Source organism: Bacillus sp. TH50 (genome assembly GCF_016650565.1).
Lineage (GTDB): Bacteria > Bacillota > Bacilli > Bacillales > Bacillaceae_G > Bacillus_A > Bacillus_A mycoides.
The window spans coordinates 13,291-31,268 of record NZ_JAEKFM010000003.1 but is presented as its reverse complement, the minus strand read 5'-3'; the positions used below and the strand labels follow the sequence as shown (position 1 = coordinate 31,268).

The 17,978-nt window shown below is 31.7% G+C and carries 10 protein-coding genes and 2 pseudogenes; 7 read left to right on the top strand and 5 right to left on the bottom strand.

The genetic code is table 11. The features are described from left to right. Positions 1-386: 386 nt before the first annotated feature. A pseudogene (locus JFU23_RS00145) lies at positions 387-1,801 on the top strand (phosphatidylinositol-specific phospholipase C). Positions 1,802-1,954: 153 nt separating this feature from the next. On the opposite strand, the gene JFU23_RS00140 reads toward JFU23_RS00145, so the two are convergent. Further along, positions 1,955-3,331 carry a lytic polysaccharide monooxygenase gene (locus tag JFU23_RS00140; protein WP_201031029.1) on the bottom strand — a complete coding sequence of 459 codons (1,377 nt, stop codon included), beginning with the start codon at positions 3,329-3,331 and terminating at the stop codon, positions 1,955-1,957. A 288-nt stretch (positions 3,332-3,619) separates the two neighbouring features. Then, a complete protein-coding gene (locus JFU23_RS00135; RefSeq protein ID WP_002085457.1) occupies positions 3,620-4,195 on the bottom strand; it encodes a TetR/AcrR family transcriptional regulator in 576 nt (191 codons plus the stop codon). 147 nt (positions 4,196-4,342) lie between these two features. On the opposite strand from JFU23_RS00135, the gene JFU23_RS00130 reads away from it, so the two are divergent. Next, on the top strand, positions 4,343-5,467 hold the full coding sequence (locus JFU23_RS00130; protein WP_201031028.1) for an alpha/beta hydrolase: 1,125 nt from the start codon (positions 4,343-4,345) through the stop codon (positions 5,465-5,467). 182 nt (positions 5,468-5,649) lie between these two features. Here the strand turns inward: JFU23_RS00130 and JFU23_RS00125 are convergent, their stop codons facing one another. Beyond that, positions 5,650-5,943, bottom strand: a complete 294-nt coding sequence (locus JFU23_RS00125; RefSeq protein ID WP_201031027.1) for an ArsR/SmtB family transcription factor — start codon at positions 5,941-5,943, stop codon at positions 5,650-5,652. Positions 5,944-6,402: 459 nt separating this feature from the next. Between JFU23_RS00125 and JFU23_RS00120 the strand changes: the two genes are divergently transcribed. The 5 genes and pseudogenes from JFU23_RS00120 to JFU23_RS00100 all read left to right on the top strand — a co-directional run bounded on the left by JFU23_RS00120 (position 6,403) and on the right by JFU23_RS00100 (position 13,973). Continuing rightward, a complete protein-coding gene (locus JFU23_RS00120; protein WP_002127477.1) occupies positions 6,403-6,726 on the top strand; it encodes a hypothetical protein in 324 nt (107 codons plus the stop codon). Between the two features lie 1,638 nt (positions 6,727-8,364). Next, positions 8,365-9,408, top strand: coding sequence for a Fic family protein (locus JFU23_RS00115; RefSeq protein ID WP_085311219.1), 1,044 nt, complete (start codon positions 8,365-8,367; stop codon positions 9,406-9,408). An 843-nt stretch (positions 9,409-10,251) separates the two neighbouring features. Next, positions 10,252-11,760, top strand: a complete 1,509-nt coding sequence (locus JFU23_RS00110; RefSeq protein WP_085311217.1) for a spore germination protein — start codon at positions 10,252-10,254, stop codon at positions 11,758-11,760. After that, positions 11,747-12,849 (top strand): annotated as a pseudogene (locus tag JFU23_RS00105) (GerAB/ArcD/ProY family transporter). The gene JFU23_RS00110 and the pseudogene JFU23_RS00105 overlap by 14 nt, the downstream one beginning before the upstream one ends. Next, a complete protein-coding gene (locus tag JFU23_RS00100; protein ID WP_201031026.1) occupies positions 12,846-13,973 on the top strand; it encodes a Ger(x)C family spore germination protein in 1,128 nt (375 codons plus the stop codon). The pseudogene JFU23_RS00105 and the gene JFU23_RS00100 overlap by 4 nt, the downstream one beginning before the upstream one ends. Before the next feature lie 496 nt (positions 13,974-14,469). Here the strand turns inward: JFU23_RS00100 and JFU23_RS00095 are convergent, their stop codons facing one another. Beyond that, on the bottom strand, positions 14,470-15,906 hold the full coding sequence (locus tag JFU23_RS00095; RefSeq protein ID WP_201031025.1) for an MBL fold metallo-hydrolase: 1,437 nt from the start codon (positions 15,904-15,906) through the stop codon (positions 14,470-14,472). Between the two features lie 66 nt (positions 15,907-15,972). Continuing rightward, positions 15,973-17,172 (bottom strand): NAD(P)/FAD-dependent oxidoreductase, encoded by a 1,200-nt coding sequence (locus JFU23_RS00090; RefSeq protein ID WP_201031024.1) that lies wholly within the window; start codon positions 17,170-17,172, stop codon positions 15,973-15,975. Positions 17,173-17,978 lie beyond the last annotated feature (806 nt).

The following is a 17,978-nucleotide window of genomic DNA, read 5'->3' as shown; positions in this document are numbered from 1 at the left end:
TTTTTCATAAGTAACCTTGTTATAAAAAATTCTGAAACAGCTATAAATAGATTTTTACCACTCAGTCACATTATCTTGATTTGTTAACCACCTTATCATTCATTATATGTCACAAAATAGAAGTCTTTTTTAAGACTTCTGTTTTGTTTGTATACAGTACAGCGGAAAGTTTGTTTTTTACCTATCTATGCTTCAATTCTTTAAGAATCCGTTTGACTATTAGATACAATTCATTACAACAAACTATTAAAATCTCAAATAACTTCCTACCCTATTTTGATTTTTTCAAACACAAAAATTCATTACTTTAAGAATGAAAACAATAGATGTAGTAAAAAATCATCTTGTTTTATTATATCTATTGTTTAAAAGTCAGGAGAGATAAAATGAACAAAATAAAAATGAAGAATTTTTTAAAATTAGTATCCTTACTTGTTTCACACTAGTAAGTTTAAGTACACCATCTACTATTTTCGCTGATAGTCATCCAGGTTATTCCTATGAATCCAATATAGGCTATCAAAACCCAGCATGGATGTCGAAAGTAGCAGATTCAACAAAATTGAGTGAAATATCTATTCCAGGGACTCACGGTACAATGGCTTTACATGGAGCAAGTTTTCTTGATGAAGATTTGACAAGAAATCAAACTATGAGTCTACCACAACAATTAAATTCCGGAATTCGATATGTAGATATGCGTGTTAAACGTGTAAAAGATTCTTTTGCAATGTACCATGGGATTGTAAATCAAAAAGCAATGTTTGAAGATGTATTAAAAGAGGCAATTCAATTTTTAAAAGATCATCCCACAGAAACAATTTTAATGCGCTTAAAAGAAGAAACTACTCCTGAAAGTGGCTCACTATCATTCGAGGAAATACTTAATAAATACAAAGACCTTAATTCTTCCTATTTTTGGGATCCGAGTTCTGTACCAACTTCAAAAAGAAATAATCCTACTCTAGGAGACATCCGAGGGAAAATTGTAATCTTACAAAACTTTACAGCCTCTCAGCAATATGGTATTAATTACGATAGCTTAAATATACAAGATACATTTGAAATTGAAAACGGACCAGACGGAATGTATGAAAAATGGAATGCGGTGAAAACCCACCTTCAAAATGCAAATAATAATTTTAACAATGATAAAATCTATCTTAACCATTTTAGTGGCACAGGTGGTGCTGCTGCATTATTAAATAATGTTTATCCTTGGTTTGTTGCAAGTGGTAAAGAGAGCAGAAATACTGATAGTAACCCCAAGATGATTCAAAAAGCTACAACTAATGCGTGGGAAGATTTCCCTCGTGATATAAATGGTCAAGTATTTTATGGTGGAATGAATACACTTGGAACTGAGTTCTTACAACAAGGTGGAATGAAACATACTGGTATCATTGCAGCTGATTTTCCTGGTCCAGGTTTAATTGATAGTATCATTAAATTAAATGGTATACATTCGAATGAAAAAGAAATATTAATTTCGCAAATTTCTTCCGAATCTAGTCCTTTATCCGGTCAAAAAAATCGATCCAGTCAAAACTTTAAAATTGATAGTTTACCTGTAGGTACTAAGGAATTAAAATGGATTATTGAGCCTTCAGAAAAAGATCATCCTTCTTCTATCTCTTTCAATGTAATGATTGACGTTTCCCTAGGTACAGATTCTACTCGTTGGAAAAATATTTCACATGGATCTAGGACTGAAGCTTATACGAATACTAAATATTATATTGCAAGCCCACTTGGTGCCACTAACAAATTTACAGTGAAAATATACGCTATTACAAATTAAAAAATAAAGAATCCCAATGGAATTCCTTTTTGATGGAATACCATTGGGGTTCTTCAATAATTTCATTTCGTATATATTGGGATGAAGAGTAAAAATTGCACCCCTGTTCCAGTATTGCACATAGAATAAGTGATAACTACCCTTTTCCACATATCATTTATTTAAAACTGGCTTCCAAAGCGATAGTGCAAAAATCCAATTTGGATCGCCGTTCCCTTGATAACTTTGAATCGCTTCATACACTTTTCCCTCATGTACTACTTTATCACCTTTATTGTATGCTTTTCTTGCATCCCATTTTTCATAAGTAGAACCCTCTAGTTTTGTTGCTACAGTTAAAACATCACTTCTACTAGACTCATTTCTAGCTAAATCAACCGCTGTCACTACATATTTGTACGATGTATTTGCCTTTAAATTTTTATCCACAAAGGATGTATTATCCGTTGTCCCAATTTTATTCATAACCCCTGCGTTTTCTCTATATACAACATAATGGTCAACACCTACATTATCTTCAGACGGACTCCACATCAAATCAACAGTTGTCGCTGTTGTACCCATACTATGTAATCCTTTTGGTTGAGTCGGAGCCTCTTTATCTGGAATTTCATTTGTTGTCTTAGCCTTTAGTTTTTCACTTTCTTTTGATATGTTTCCAGCAGCGTCTAATGCCTTTATTGTATAGGTATATTCCGTATTTGCTTTTAATTTTTTATCAGTAAAAGTTGTACCTAGTACCGTACCAATTACTTCTCCATTACGTAACACTTGATATTCTTTTACGCCTATATTATCAGTAGAGGCCTTCCATGTTAGTTCAACACTATTGGCAGAAACTTTAGACGCATTTAACCCCGTTGGTTGACTTGGAGCTACTGTGTCGGGAGTTTCATTATTTACTAAATTCACATCAATTACGTTATAAAACGCATTTGACGTATCTGCTACATCCCATACAGCTAAAATAACATGATAACCATTGCGATCAGTTGGTACATTAATTGTATGTGTTAAATTATTTGATGCTGCCGAACCGTCATGATTCACAGTTCCAATTGGTTCTAATTCAGCACGTGTTAATGGTTTATTAGGATCCCATCCCTTTTTTGTAATGTAATAATGCCATTTACTTGTAGAATGTGCCGCTGTGTATTTCCATGTAAATGTATTTGCTCCCCCCTTTATTGTGTTTTTGAACCAGCGATTTGATGTTTGTTGGTCAAGAATCCCTCCAAACAATCCTCCTGCCGAAGCAATTTTCCCATCAATCGGTCCACCATCTGGGAATCCTTTAGGTGCTTCTAGACTTTGAGGTTCGTACATTACATTTCCACAATTTAAATTTAATGCTCCATAATTCTGACTACATAAAGCAGCACGACTACTCGGCTTTTCAACAAACCCATGTGCATATGCACTTTGAGGAATCATTGTAATTGCCGTCACCCCTGCAGCTAAAACACAAGCACCAATTCCTTTTTTACTTTTTCTTAATCTTTCTAACTTAGATGTTAATTTCAAATTCATACTTGTCCCCCCAATATATTGTTTACGCTAATATAATAGCAATATAGGGATAAACGAACAAATCACCTACTAATATATTAATAGTTCAATAACATAAACACATTTAGTTTATTTATTAACCTGATATGGGGCTAAATTAAGCAAATTAATTCTATTTTGTAACATTATGTAGTAAAGAGTTTATAAAAAACCAATAAAGATTCACAAAAAATCCAAATATCGATTACTTAATTTTTTACAACCACACCCCACACGATAACTACATTATTAAGCAGGTTTCATGATTTATTACATTCTCTCACCACCTGATAAAATCAGATCAAAAACATATCCCTGCATATTATCGATTAGTTCAACCACATCTGGATTTTTATCGTTGCTCAGCGACCAATTGATTGACACCATTGCGTTTGCTGTATACAACTGAGCTACAAAGTCAATCGGCACACTTACTTCAACCTGCTGCTCTTTCAAATAGGAATAGCAGGCATTATATAAAATGGATTCTAATTCTAAACGTAAATCCGCTGAGGGAACACGTACATGGAGTAAAGTTGCAACCTCTTTTTTTCGCGCTGAGATCTTATCGGTTATCATATTAATAGCTTGAGCCACATTTCCATTCTCTATTAATGCGAAACGAAATTCAATTTCTTCCTTGAACCAGCAGACATAATTTTGCACTAATTTTTCCAAAAGATCATATTTATCTGCAAAATGGCTGTAAAATGTGGACTTACTCACCATAGCATGTATGCAAATATCTTTAGTTGTAATTCGCCCAAACTCTTTTTCGTTCAAGAGGGTAATAAGTGTATTAGAAATATTTTTCTTCGTTTTATAAACGCGAACATCCTCTCCCATTAATAATCAATCTCCTTCCCAAAGTTGCTTATCAAACCATTTATATCCTTATGGTTCGATTTCGTACTTCTTACCCTTTCCTGCTTGTTGTTTCTTTAATATACTTCTCTTATCCTTACCTTGTAGTCAAATATAAGGAGGGATTTTATGTTTAAACAGTATGTAAACAACGAACAGTTCAATTTGCAAATTAACCGTTTTTTCAACGATTTCTATCAAGACGATGAGCGGGCAAATCAGGATTTGCAAGCCATCATCCCAAGACTTACAGACACGGACAGCTGGTATAACACTTGGATAGAATATGCAGCAATGCGGGAGCATCAGAAAGACTTCGATCTAGCTTCGGTTTATTATCAGGCTGCCGAGTTTTATATGGAATCATCCGATCCAAAAAAAGAAAAAGTGTACCAAAAATACCGTGAAACTTTTTATAAGGGCTTTCATGACTTTGAGTATGAAACCTATCAAATTCCTTATGAAGATTCCTATCTTCCTGCAATCAAATTCATGACACCAGGCGCATGTAATACACTACTTTTCTTTGGAGGCTACGATTCCTACATGGAGGAAATGATGAAGATGATGAACTACCTCATAGGAATCAATTATAATATTATAGTTTTTGATGGACCTGGACAAGGAACAGCACTGAAAAACGGCTTAAAATTCATCCACAACTGGGAGAAGCCCGTTTCCACAGTCATTGACTATTTCAAACTTGACCGTGTTAGTATTCTCGGGGCTTCTTGGGGCGGCTACTTGGCAATGCGTGCCGCCGCTTTTGAAAAACGAATCGACAAAGTCATCGCCTTTAATATTTTTTATAGTGGCCTTGATGCACTCAAGATGCGCATGCCGGATAATATCTGGAATAAATTGACCACGCTTCTGGCTACTAATGAAGCTGACAAAATTAATACCATGTTTAAACAAATGATGGCCACCAGCATCGACCTGAACTGGAAAGTTAAAAAAGGTATGGAAAATACAGGTGAAAAAACGCCATTTAACTTACTTAAAAACTTTGAAAAACATACGATGGCAGGAATCGGTCAGTTCATAAATCAAGAAGTATTGCTCCTGGCTGGTGAAGACGATCAGTACGTTCCAATTGGCCGATTACCGCAAATCGAATCGGAGCTATGTAATGCAGCCTCCATCACTTCTGTAGTTTTCACTAAGAAAACTGGTGGTGAACAACATTGTCAGGCTGGTCATCGTCACTTAGCTTTTGATGAAATTAAAAGATTTTTGCGACATAACTTCTAGTGAATAATATTAAGCATTTTAGCAATTTCAAAATTTTTCATATACTAACACATTAGAACATGGTGACTATCGTGACACTCCTCAAAAAAACTGATATTTTGTCATAAAAGAAATCCCCCACTTATTTGTGGGGGGATTATTCTGTGCTTTACTTATAATGATATGTGTGAAGTTTTGTTTATTTACAAACCTAAAATCCCTACAATCTGACTCGCCTTTAAATTAGTAATATAATTGTACATCTCTAAGCCTTTTCTTTCAGCCTTTAGCACCTTGCCTCTCATTTTCGATAAATGTTGGGAAACAGTAGATTGTGGAATTTTTAAAAGCTCCGTCAATTGTGTAACATTACATTTTTTATACTGAATTAACTCGTTTATAATTTGCAATCGAATTGGATGTGCCATTATTTTTAACATATCTACATCCTTTTCAGTTATTACACTCTTTTTCATTTCACTTTTATACATTGTCATAAGAAATTCTCCTTTATTATCCGTGCATTTCCGCACGTCTTTTAATTAGAAGTATATTCTAAAATTATTACGGTTTAATATTCTTACTTTTTGGTATATTGAAGTTTATATTTTCAAAATAATATAATTTCAGAAACGCCTTACACGCATATTGTAAAATTCCAATATGCGATTCATATGAACTTAATATACGGTTTAAATGAATCTTATATAATGAATCTCACTTCACTATGGAGACACTGTTGAAACGTTACTTCAATAACTCTGTAGGAAACTTATAAACAACTAAAAAAGGACACACCTATAGCATATGTATTCATAGGTGTGTCCTTTTCTAAGATAAATTTTAGAGTATTAACTTCTTTTTATCTCATCGTATAAGATAACTATTTAAATTTCAAAATATATAGTATAGAATAGGAATATTCGCTATATTTATGTATGAAAGGATTCTCGGAAATGGACTTGTTGCAAATCAAGAAAATGGAAAATTTAATTTGGACTATTGAACATAGTAGTGACCTCTCAAAAAGGTTTTACATAATAAAATTTTTTGATAGAGAAAATACAATTAAGCCAATTGAAACATTAGAATTTGGAAATAGAAATATCGACAAATTTGAATGGGTGTTTATTAATATATTTCCAAGGGTAGTAACAACTTATGTCCCTTCCACTGGAAGGAAACCTGATGAATCATTAATAGATACAACTAGAGAAAACAGTAAAGAATCACTTATTTTACAAGGAATACGAACCTACACCAAGTTTTGGTCATGTTAACCCCCACCCTTCTATAGCAGCAAATATAATTTTGCATAAAATGTGTTTTTTTGAGTTAAGATGAATTCTATATGTAAATTCTTCTGAGAGTTTCATTCACATTGTATTGTTCGTTATTTGAAGAACAAGGAGTTTTTTATAATATACGATATATCAATTTTTAAAATGTATGCTTATACTTATTTTTTTAGGCATTTTATTCTCTTAAGAGCATCCACGCAAATACATGCTCTTAAGAAAATAAAAGTAGTACGCATGAGATTGAATGAATATTAAATAAAACACTTTGGATCTGGAACTTACCTTACACTTTGTTTTATATACATAAAAGAAGAGTAGAATATCCTTTTTTATTTTTAGATTTGCCTACTAACACTTCAAACAATCTATCAGGACGTTAAGTAGTGAATAGTTCAATTTAAGGTTTAGTCTCTACTAATTTAGCAGAAAATTCAGTTCCACATTTAACCTTTTTAAATTCTAGATGATTAAATCCTTGATTAGCGCCTCATCGGTTGAATCAAAAAGGGTATGCACTTTAATACACCTAGTCCAACAAACGTAAATATTACTCCTACCAAATCAAACAAAAAAATTTGAGTAGCCCCCTATTTATTGCACTAATTATAACTAGAGCTAGCCCTTTCCTTTTCTTTAAATTCCTACTTTAACTAGAACATACGGACGTTAAGTGATATGAATTCATTTTATAATGGGGGAATTTTTCACCTTTTCTAAACAACTTATTATATTATTTTTATCTAATAAGGCACAGAAACAAATTAAAAAACTTTAGTGCTCCTGAAAATCTTTCTTGAGGAAAAACGTTTTTAGGGTGAAACGTTTTTCAGGGTACTTTTATACTGACTCTTTTCCTTAAAATGTTTCTGTACCTAATATTTAAATTAACTTATTTCAAAATATTTCGCAATACAAGCGCTAAATGCTACATGGATATATAGAAAATGACACTTTTTATGAGCATACCCCATCAAATACTTATATTAAATATAGAAAAGTTACCTTACTATTATTAAATTTGTTAAATTAAATAATGAAAATGGAGAATACTAACTTTATAATTGTCACAATTTAATTTATATATCTACTCTTTTATTACTCGTAAAAATCATTTGATAATTCCTTCAATATTAATTTATGAAATGCAGAGACCATCTAAAGCAACAATTTTCTTACATTAGATTGTTTTTCTATTTAATTTATTTTGTCGAAAAAAGTCGATATTTTCATATTTTTTTCATTTAATTATTGTACATTTGCACATTTAATGTTAGGATTATGCCTATTCAAATTAGATCCTATTGATTCCTCTTTAAGCTTTCTTTATTTTATTTGTGAAAATTAGTTACTTTCTAGTAAATTCCCAGCAATAATACAGCAAACTACACTAATAATAATTCTAAAATTATATTTTCTATCTGTGTATATTCATTCTTTATTCAAACATGATTAATCATAAGTTCTAACTCGTTAACCAAATTTAAATAACAATTTTGATTCTAAAATAAGTTCAAAATCAAAATAAATATATTGTTATTTCAAAATAATGTTGTAAACTATCTTTAGAATGGAAAGATTTATGTAACAGCATGTTAAGGGGTTACAGGGGGAATAAAAATGAGAAATTTTTTCGATGACAAGTATAAAAATATTGAATTAAAAAGGAGACTATTAAATATAATCAGTGAAATTAGTGAATTAAAAGGAAAATTAGCTGCTTATCAGGAACAAAATCCTGATATATTTACTAGCTTAGAAAAAACCATACCACTTCATTACATAAAAAACTTTACTACTACCTATGAAGATATAAAAGTCCCAAATAAAAGATTAAAAGAACTTATTTTAGATGATATAGTACCTCAAAATATTTCGGAAGATGCTATCTTTTGTTTTTATCAAACACTTACTTTTGTACATAAGAATTCCTGTGATTTATTAATCAATCCAGAGACTATACAGGAATTACATTTTCAATTAATACATTACATTACCTCTGACAGTGCCAAATGGCGCGAAAAACCGTTTACTATTCCAGGTATTCCTGAAAACGGAATGCACTTAAATAGTTACCGCATTCTTCCACATGAGCTTATTCCACAAGTAATGGAACAATTATGTGATCAATATAACTCATTAAATTCTAGTAAGGGCCATCATTCACTTTTATTAATAGCTCGTTTTATATTTAATTTTTATTGCATAGTCCCTTTTAATCAGGGTAACGGCAGATTGGCACTTATGTTAATGCAATTGCTATTAATTAAGAGTGGAAATACATTTGTAAAATATGTATGTCTGGATAAATACATTAAGAAAAATGAATCTGAATATTACAATTCGATTTATAAATCTTCGGTAAATTGGTACTGCGAGGAACATAATAGTAGCTTTTGGTTAAAAACGTTTTTAACTATTATATTAGAGGCGTACAAAGATCTTCATAATACAGTTCTAGATTCTATATGTAAGCATACTAAAGTGGAGAGAATTCAGGATTTTATCCTTAAACAAAAACAACCCTTTACTAAGGAGTGTATTCGTAACACATATCCAGACATAGCAGAGAGTACAATCAGTAAGGCTTTAAATTCCTTGCAATTGTTTGGCCATATTAAGCTAGTGAAAAAAGGAAGAAATGCTAGTTGGATTAAAGTTTAACTATACTTGTAAAACACTTACAGTTCAAAAAAGAAAATTATAACTTTATCATTTAAATTCATGCCTTTGGACTCTTATTCATTGAATTTCACTTTAATATATTAAGCTATTATTACTAATTTAGTTATTTCTAATTCCTACAAAACGTTTTATAGGAATATTTGTCGAAAAAAGTCGCATTTTAATATTTTTTCTTTATTTTCTGGTTGTAAACGTTTCATTTTCGTGTTACCATCTTAATCAAACAATAGATGGTAATAAAAATAAAAATATTTCTTTCCCTTAGAAACATATAAACGTACGGTCATATCAAGAAAATAAGGCCAAAGAAATATTTGATACCTATCCAAATTACCAATAGGAATTTTGCCGCATTAACTTTCTGTTATTTCAGAATAAAACTTCACATTTTGTCCCTAAACAAAATTTGTTAGCGTGCAAAATTCAAATACACTAAAACACCCAAATAAATGAAATGTCCTTTTTTATTGAGCATTGAGGTATGAAAAAATAATTCTTCCTACAAAATTCAGCTGAGTAACATAAAGACATCTAAATTACTACCTTTATCGCCATCTATTGTTGACAACATATTTACCAACTATTAAAAAGAACCTATCAAGGGTTCTTTTTTATTATAATCATTCAAATTTCACTTCTATCTTGATACTTAGATTTCTACACAAATTACATCTACTTTTTTACTCTCAATTATTGAATTTATAATATAGTACTTCAATTTTAGTTATTCTTGATCTCAATCCGTTTAAATTAGTGAATAAAATTCAAACATATAAAAATAATAACTACAACGAATCGTTATATATTAAAGAGGTGTCAATTTTGTCCTTAAATGAAAAGACCCTAGAAACAAAGACAGATAAAACCATTGAAAAAATCCAAACAAGTAACTTAAAAGAACTTAAAAATACATTAGATAACATCTTTGATATTAGTGCAGATTTGATTGAACATCCTTTGCAATTAAAAACAAACACGAATATTTTACTATATTATTTTGAAGGCCTTACAGATGGTGTTGCATTAAAAGGAAATGTTGTTACACCATTATTACAAGAAGTGAATGAAGACAGTCAAATATTTAATTCTAATATTATTGCTACTCATACCAAAATAGTATGTACGTGGAATGAAATTAAAGAAGGATTACTTGAGGGACAATGTGTACTGTTTATGGAAGGAGAAAAGAGGTCCCTTCTAATAAATACAAAAGGCTGGGCAGAAAGAGCGATTCAAGAACCCATTTCAGAAGTTACTATTAAAGGCTCACATGATGGGTTTATTGAGAATGCCACAAAAAACATAGGCTTAATTCGTCGATATATTCCTTCTACTGAATTGAAAATTAAAAAAATGACAATTGGAGAACGCGCCACTTCTTTAGTCTATTTAATTTACTTAGGGGATGTAGCAAACGAAGATGTGGTCCAAGAAATAGAAACTAGAATCTGTAAAATTAAAACGGATGCGATATTGAGCATTGGAGAACTATCTAATTTTACAAAGGATCAAAATTGGACTCCTTTTCCACAGGCTTATTTAAGTGAACGCCCAGATGCCATTTCTAATCATATACTTGATGGAAAAGTAGCAGTGTTAATTGATAGATCTCCTGGTGCGATGATTGTCCCAATGAATTTAATTGGATTTTTTCAGACTCCAGATGATTATAATATACATTGGCTCATTGCATCATTTTTTCGCTTATTACGATTTGCAGGATTTATTATAGCTATTTTTTTACCCGCAATTTATATTGCTATAGTCTCTTTTCACTTTGAAATCATTCCTTTAGATCTATACACTTCTATTGCAACGTCAAGAGTTAAAGTCCCTTTCTCTCCTTTATTGGAAGCTTTTATAATGGAAATCACACTAGAAATGCTACGTGAAGCTGGTATTCGCTTACCACAACCAATTGGACAAACAATTGGAATTGTTGGAGGGATTGTAATTGGTCAGGCGGCTGTTCAAGCTGGGCTTGTAAGTAACGTTATGGTTATTATCGTATCTATTACCGCCATTGCATCATTTATTGTTTCTAATTATGATTTATCAAGTTGTATTCGGCTTATTCGTTTTCCAATGATGTTATTGGCCTATTTTTATGGGATTGTAGGTATTGTTAGTGGATTAATGCTCTTATTTGCTCATTTTGTTTCATTAACTTCCTATGGTTCACCATATGGATTGCCAATTGCACCATTTCGTCTCCAAGAGTTAAAAGATTCTTTTGTAAGATTTCCTATTTCCATGATCACGACCCGCTCGAGTACAGGACAGCCGAAACAAAAAAAGAAAAAAGAAGGTGGTTCGCATGGGGAATCTTAAATTTCAAAACATAACTTTATTTGAATTTATTGTTTTCATCCATTCACTGCAACTTGCATCAGGTATGTTAATTATGCCAAGCCCACTTGCTACTACCGCTGGCACAGATGGCTGGATTTCTATCATTATGGGATGGATGGTTACTTCTATAATTGGCGTATTTATTGTATTAATGTTACAAAAAAGTCCTAGCAAAAATTTCTCACAGATTTTAAAAGCATACTTTGGTAAATGGCTAGGAACAATTTTTCTTCTTTTATATGCCTTTTATCTATTTTTTGCTGGTTTTAATACTTTATTAAAGGCAACTGACATTATAAAAGTGTGGATATTCCCTTCCACTCCTGCTTATCAAATCGCCATATTATTACTATTGCCTTTTATTATTTTATCATTGAGTGGGATAAGGGCTCTTACTAGTTATTCTATGCTTGTTTTCTTCTTCACTGCTTGGATGCCACTATTTCTTCTGTTTTCATTAAAAAGTAACTACAATCCTTTACACCTACTACCTATTTTTAAAGATGGCATATCCCCTATTGTAAAGGCAACAAAAGAAACAATTACCCCTTATGCTGGCTTAGAAATTGCATATTTTATTTATCCGTTCTTACAAAAAAAACAAAAAGCCATAAAAGGAATACTAATAGCGAATACTGGAACCATGTTTTTCTATCTATATGTGACTATTCTTTCTTATATATACTTTAGTCCGGAGGGGATAAAAGACGTAATTTGGCCAGTATTTCATTTGTTAAAAGGGGTTCGTTTTTCATTCATAGAACGATTAGAAATTATATATATCGCTTACTATTTGGTTGTATTTTCTACTACAATATATCCGTATTTATTTTTCAGTTTCGAATCTGTGACCATTTTATTTCAAAAAACCGTTCGCAATTGGTTGCTGGCTGGTTTTATGCTATTAATAGTCGGCTTATTCGTTTTTCTAAATCCCGATGTGGATCAATATTTGTTTATATATTCTCTTATGGATATCTTAAATATCATTTTCTTTATTCTATTACCAATCTTTTTTTCGCATACAGCATTCTTTTTACTTGGTTTACTAGGAGGAAACAGCTTTGATTCGAAAATGGATATGGATTGTAATCTGTTGTGTATGTTTAATTAGTTGTAGTCAGAGAATTCCACTTGAGAAGGTTTCATTAATCCTTTTAATTGCCTTGGATAGAAACTCTAATGGAGACGTAAAGGTGGGCACAAGCATACCACTCTTTCATCATAAACAGCAAAAAAGTACTATAGAGCATTGGACGCAGGCATCAACTGTATATAATGGATTCAGTAAGATAGATACGAAGTTAACGGGTTATATGACAGCCTCAAAAGCTGAAATCATTTTAATTGGGAAAAAATTAGCACAAGAAGCAAATTGGATGCAGGAGCTTGATTCTTCTTACCGTGATCCTTACGCTACCATTAATGCTAAAGTAGTACTTGTTGATGGACCTGTAGAAGAAATTTTCACAATTAATAAGCCCGATAAACCATCACTACCATCTTATATAAGTAGTGTAATCGAATCCTCCATTCAAAATAATCAATCCGTTTCTTCCACTATCCAACAATTAATGAGAGAAAAAAACGAAGAAGGAATGACACAAGCTGTTCCAGTTATTAAAAAAACAAAAAATGAAATTGACACGATAGGAATTGCACTTTTAGATCGACAAGGAAAATTTTTAACTCGTATCCCTAAAAAAGATGTTAAATTCTTCAATCTTATAAATAAGCCCAAAAATAAAGGCCGGATGATACTACACCTTGTGCTTCCTCCTAAAAAATCCAACAAAAAACCAAACACTTCTATCTTGGTACAGAATACGACAAGGAAGGTAGATGTTAATTTTCGAAACGGAAAGTTTGTATTTAATCTCGATATAAATGCAAATGTAGCTTTAATAGAAAAAACTAACGCACATTTAATTAAGGAGCATTATGATAATAAAAAAAACATACATAATTTAGAAAATGAGGTTCAAAAAGAAATTAATAAGAAATTACAAAATATGTTGTATGAATTACAAAAGAATAAAATTGATCCTATCGGATTATCGTTATATGCTAGAGCTTTTCAATATAACGAGTGGAAAAAACTAAAAGGAGATTGGTTGCAAGCATTAGCAGAGGCTAAAATAACTGTAAAAACACACGTCAAAATAAAAGATACTGGGACCATTAGAAATTAGATTAGCCTATTCTTTTGTTTGACAGCATTTCTCAGTCGAATTTCCCTTCCTCAATAATTATGATATAAAAGACGCTAATTCAAAGAAAAATCTTTCGGTTAAATGCTAACCAATAGATTTTTCTTTTTTCTCTAACCAGTTCTTTTAAAAGGGCAACAATTTAACTACGGTAATCAAGTACAAGTTTCTAATTTAAGGAATTTAAGAACTTATAACTCTATTGCGGTAAACATGCCAGATACCATTATCAAAGCCGAAATTCCTAAGTTAAGGGGTTTCGGCTTTTTGAGTTCGTTCGAATATCTTAGTTTTATGTACTTTTATAGAATAGATACACATCAGCATATTTGTGCTTAATTTTATCGTTTAATGCGGCTTTAATAAATCATTTTTAGTTTATATATCCCATACTGATAGCAATTGAATTTTATTATTTATCCCCTTAGATTATTTCAAATGATTCTATTTTCTTTCCATTTGACTCTTTTGATATATTTCAAATTTCTTGATTACATGTTGTATAGGGGAGCCCTTCTTTTTTCCACGTAAGAAATCCTCCCTTTAAATTAACTACTTTCTTTATATCAGCTTTTTGTAAAATGCTAGCTGCTATAGCGGAACGTAACCCCGTTCGACATTGTAAAACTATTGGACAATTTTTCGGTACATCATCTAGCCGTTCAAGTAGATTACCTAAAGTGATATGTATTGCATCATGAAGATGTCCTTCATCCCACTCTTTTTTACTACGCACATCGATAACCTTTACACTTCCATCTCTTATTAAAGGATATAATTCATTTGATGTTTTTTCCTTATAAATCTCTAAACTATGGAATCTTTGAATTACCTTTGAAGGTGCAAAAGCAATAATATTATCTAAGCCAATGGACTCAAAGTCTCTAATAACTTCCTCCACTTTAACATTTTCCGCATCTAAAATTATTAAAGTTTCTTTTTTATAATCTAATATCCCCCCACACCAAGTTGTGAAAGAATTGTTATAAGGTATGTTAATTGACTTCTCGATGTGGCCAGCAGCAAAACACTCTACATCCCTTATATCAACTATTTGCTGAACACCCCTCATCACTTCTTGAAGTTCTTCTATTATATAAATAGCAGTAATCTCTCTCTTCTTACGAGTTGGTGGACCATACTTATTTAAATGCTTCATTAATGGAAAATACTTTGGAGGCTCTGGCTGTCCCGTCAATAAATTCGATATAAAATTATCTTCATCATTACATTGAAACGCCCAATTAAACATCTTTTCATAACCTAATGTGGAAGTTGGAATTGCTCCTAATGCTTTTCCACATGCACTTCCTGCACCATGTGATGGCCATATTTGCAAATAATCGGGGAGTATTTTTATTTTTTGTATAGAATCAAATAATTGTTTCGCTCCTATTTTTGCGGTATCTTTAATACCAACAGCAATTTCTAATAAATCGGGTCTACCTATATCTCCTACAAATATAAAATCACCTGTGAATATTCCTATCGGTTTATCATTCATATAATTATTTTGACTTGTATCGGTTACTAAAAAGGAAATACTTTCAGGCGTATGCCCTGGGGTATGAATGACATTGAATTTTATATGACCAACCTTAAACTCTGTTCCCTCTCTAACCAAATTGTATCGGCCCTCGTTAAGATTTTGATATTTCCAATCACTATCGCCTTCATCTGATACATATAAATTTGCATTAAAAAGAAGGGAAAGTTCTCTAGACCCAGATAGGAAATCTGCATGAATATGAGTCTCAGCCGCAGCAATTACTTCCATTCCCTCTTTCTTAGCAAATTCTATATATTGTTCTATATAGCGGCTGGGATCAATTACAATTGCTACGCCTTCCTTCTGACAACCGATTAAATAGGAAGCATGTGCTAATTTTTCATCATAAAAATATTTTAAAAGCATAGCTATTCCCTCCAAATAGTTATTTCAAATTACTTTTCAGTTTTAACAACAACTTTCTAACTTCCCCTATAGAATCCCTTTCAACATTAAATTCCAATACATATAGGGCAACATATACCTTTTAAGTAAAAACATACTATACCGTTCTTTCGCTTGATTAAACGGAAACGTTTCTTGAGGCTCATGTTCATAGTTAAATTCAGCGAGTATAAGACTTTTATATCCTGTAACAATCGGACAGGATGTATACCCATCATAATTAGCCTGCAAGTCTCTTCCATTAAGTACGTCCAAAATATTTTGTTTTAAGACAGGTATTTGTTTTCGAATTGCCGCTCCAGTTTTAGATGTAGGTAAATTGGTACAATCTCCAAGTCCAAAAATATTCTTATATTTTACATGCTGCAAAGTATAAGGACTTATATCTACCCACCCCTGATGATCACTTATCTCACTTTCTTTAATAAAGTTAGGTGGCCCCATTGGTGGAACAACATGTATCATACTATATGGTACTGTTTCTCGTTTCAGTGTTTGCGTATCTTCAAAAATTGCTTCTCTCTTTTCAGCGATAATTTCTACTAAGTTTTTATTATAGTTCGTTATAATTTGCTTTCTTTCTAGTACTTGTTCTAATGTTTCAGCATAACGCGGTACCTGAAATATGTTAGCGTTCGCAGAATAAAACATTACTTCACTTCTGTTTTTCAAACCGCCATTACAAAAATACTCTTCTGCTAAATACATAATTTTTTGTGGGGCACCACCACATTTAATAGGAGTATTGGGGTGGGTAAAAATCGCATTTCCTCCTTTGAATTTTTCAATTTCTCTCCAAGTAGAATCAACATATTTATAAGAATAATTGCTACAAACCCCATTAGTCCCAATAGACTCCTTTAAGCCTTTAATACCGCCCCAATTTATTTGTATACCGGATGCTACAATAAGAATCTCATATTCAAGTAGCATTCCATCATCTAAAAGTATCTTATTTTCATCTGGAAACAACTTAACGACACTTTTAGGAATCCACGTTGCTCCTTTTGGAATAAGTGATTCTTGATCACGCATCGTACATTCCTTTGAAACAATTCCTCCCCCAACTAAACTCCATAGTGGTTGGAAGTAATGTTTTTTAGATGAATCGATAATAGCTATACTTTCTTTCAATAGGGATACATTTCGTAACAAATGTGCAGTAGAAGATAGTCCTGCAGTCCCAGCGCCAATCACAATAATTTTATAATTATCTCTGGTCTTCATTATCCTCTTCCTATCTGAATTTAATTTTTAAGTTAACTAATTATTAGCCTTATTTCATCGTAGTAACAATATTATAAGAAAAAAATACTATTATTTTATCTTATTAAAACGAATATTCCGTTAACTTTATCCGTCGACATTACTATATGCTTAAATCCCTTATGTTACTTCTTTAATTTGTTTCAAACTCTACAAACTTTACATTTCTCAATATTAGCCTGTATCCTATCTCACTTTAATGACATTACACTTCTATAGATAATGAAATGCAAGTTTCTTTGGTATGGTTTGTCCATCCTCCTTTTCAGGAGATAGACAAAAACAATCTTATTCCAATAGCTATATTACCTATTCTTTTTTGAATCTTTGTTATAAATATCTATACATGCATTTGAGAACGTCTTTGTTGTTTTTCTAGTCCCTCAATAATGTGAGCAGTCGGTATATATAATAATTGAGCTGCTGTGTAAACACTTATTATAAAATTACATTATTTACCTACAGAAAGAAAAAAGATGAATATAAGCTTTTTATGCATTATATATTAATGTATTACTGTGGACTAGTTTGACCTAGCTTCGACTGAATCCCTTTGTTGTAGATATTTGATTTTCTTATTAATAATTACGGTACATGAAATTGTCAAATTGTAATAAAAAAATCCCTCGGATAGGAGCCCATTATATTACAAAACAATTAAGAAATCCCTCTATTAAAAGCTCTGCTTAAGCTTTGGGGTGAAAATTGGCAATAACTCATCTAACTCCTATTTGTTACGATAAATAATTGGTTGAAAACCATTCTCC

Bases quoted from the DNA above. Each gene is read 5' to 3' on its own strand.
- JFU23_RS00140 (WP_201031029.1), bottom strand. From the start codon at position 3,331: ATGAATTTGAAATTAACATCTAAGTTAGAAAGATTAAGAAAAAGTAAA.
- JFU23_RS00135 (WP_002085457.1), bottom strand. From the start codon at position 4,195: ATGGGAGAGGATGTTCGCGTTTATAAAACGAAGAAAAATATTTCTAAT.
- JFU23_RS00130 (WP_201031028.1), top strand. From the start codon at position 4,343: ATGTTTAAACAGTATGTAAACAACGAACAGTTCAATTTGCAAATTAAC.
- JFU23_RS00125 (WP_201031027.1), bottom strand. From the start codon at position 5,943: ATGACAATGTATAAAAGTGAAATGAAAAAGAGTGTAATAACTGAAAAG.
- JFU23_RS00120 (WP_002127477.1), top strand. From the start codon at position 6,403: ATGGACTTGTTGCAAATCAAGAAAATGGAAAATTTAATTTGGACTATT.
- JFU23_RS00115 (WP_085311219.1), top strand. From the start codon at position 8,365: ATGAGAAATTTTTTCGATGACAAGTATAAAAATATTGAATTAAAAAGG.
- JFU23_RS00095 (WP_201031025.1), bottom strand. From the start codon at position 15,906: ATGCTTTTAAAATATTTTTATGATGAAAAATTAGCACATGCTTCCTAT.
- JFU23_RS00090 (WP_201031024.1), bottom strand. From the start codon at position 17,172: ATGAAGACCAGAGATAATTATAAAATTATTGTGATTGGCGCTGGGACT.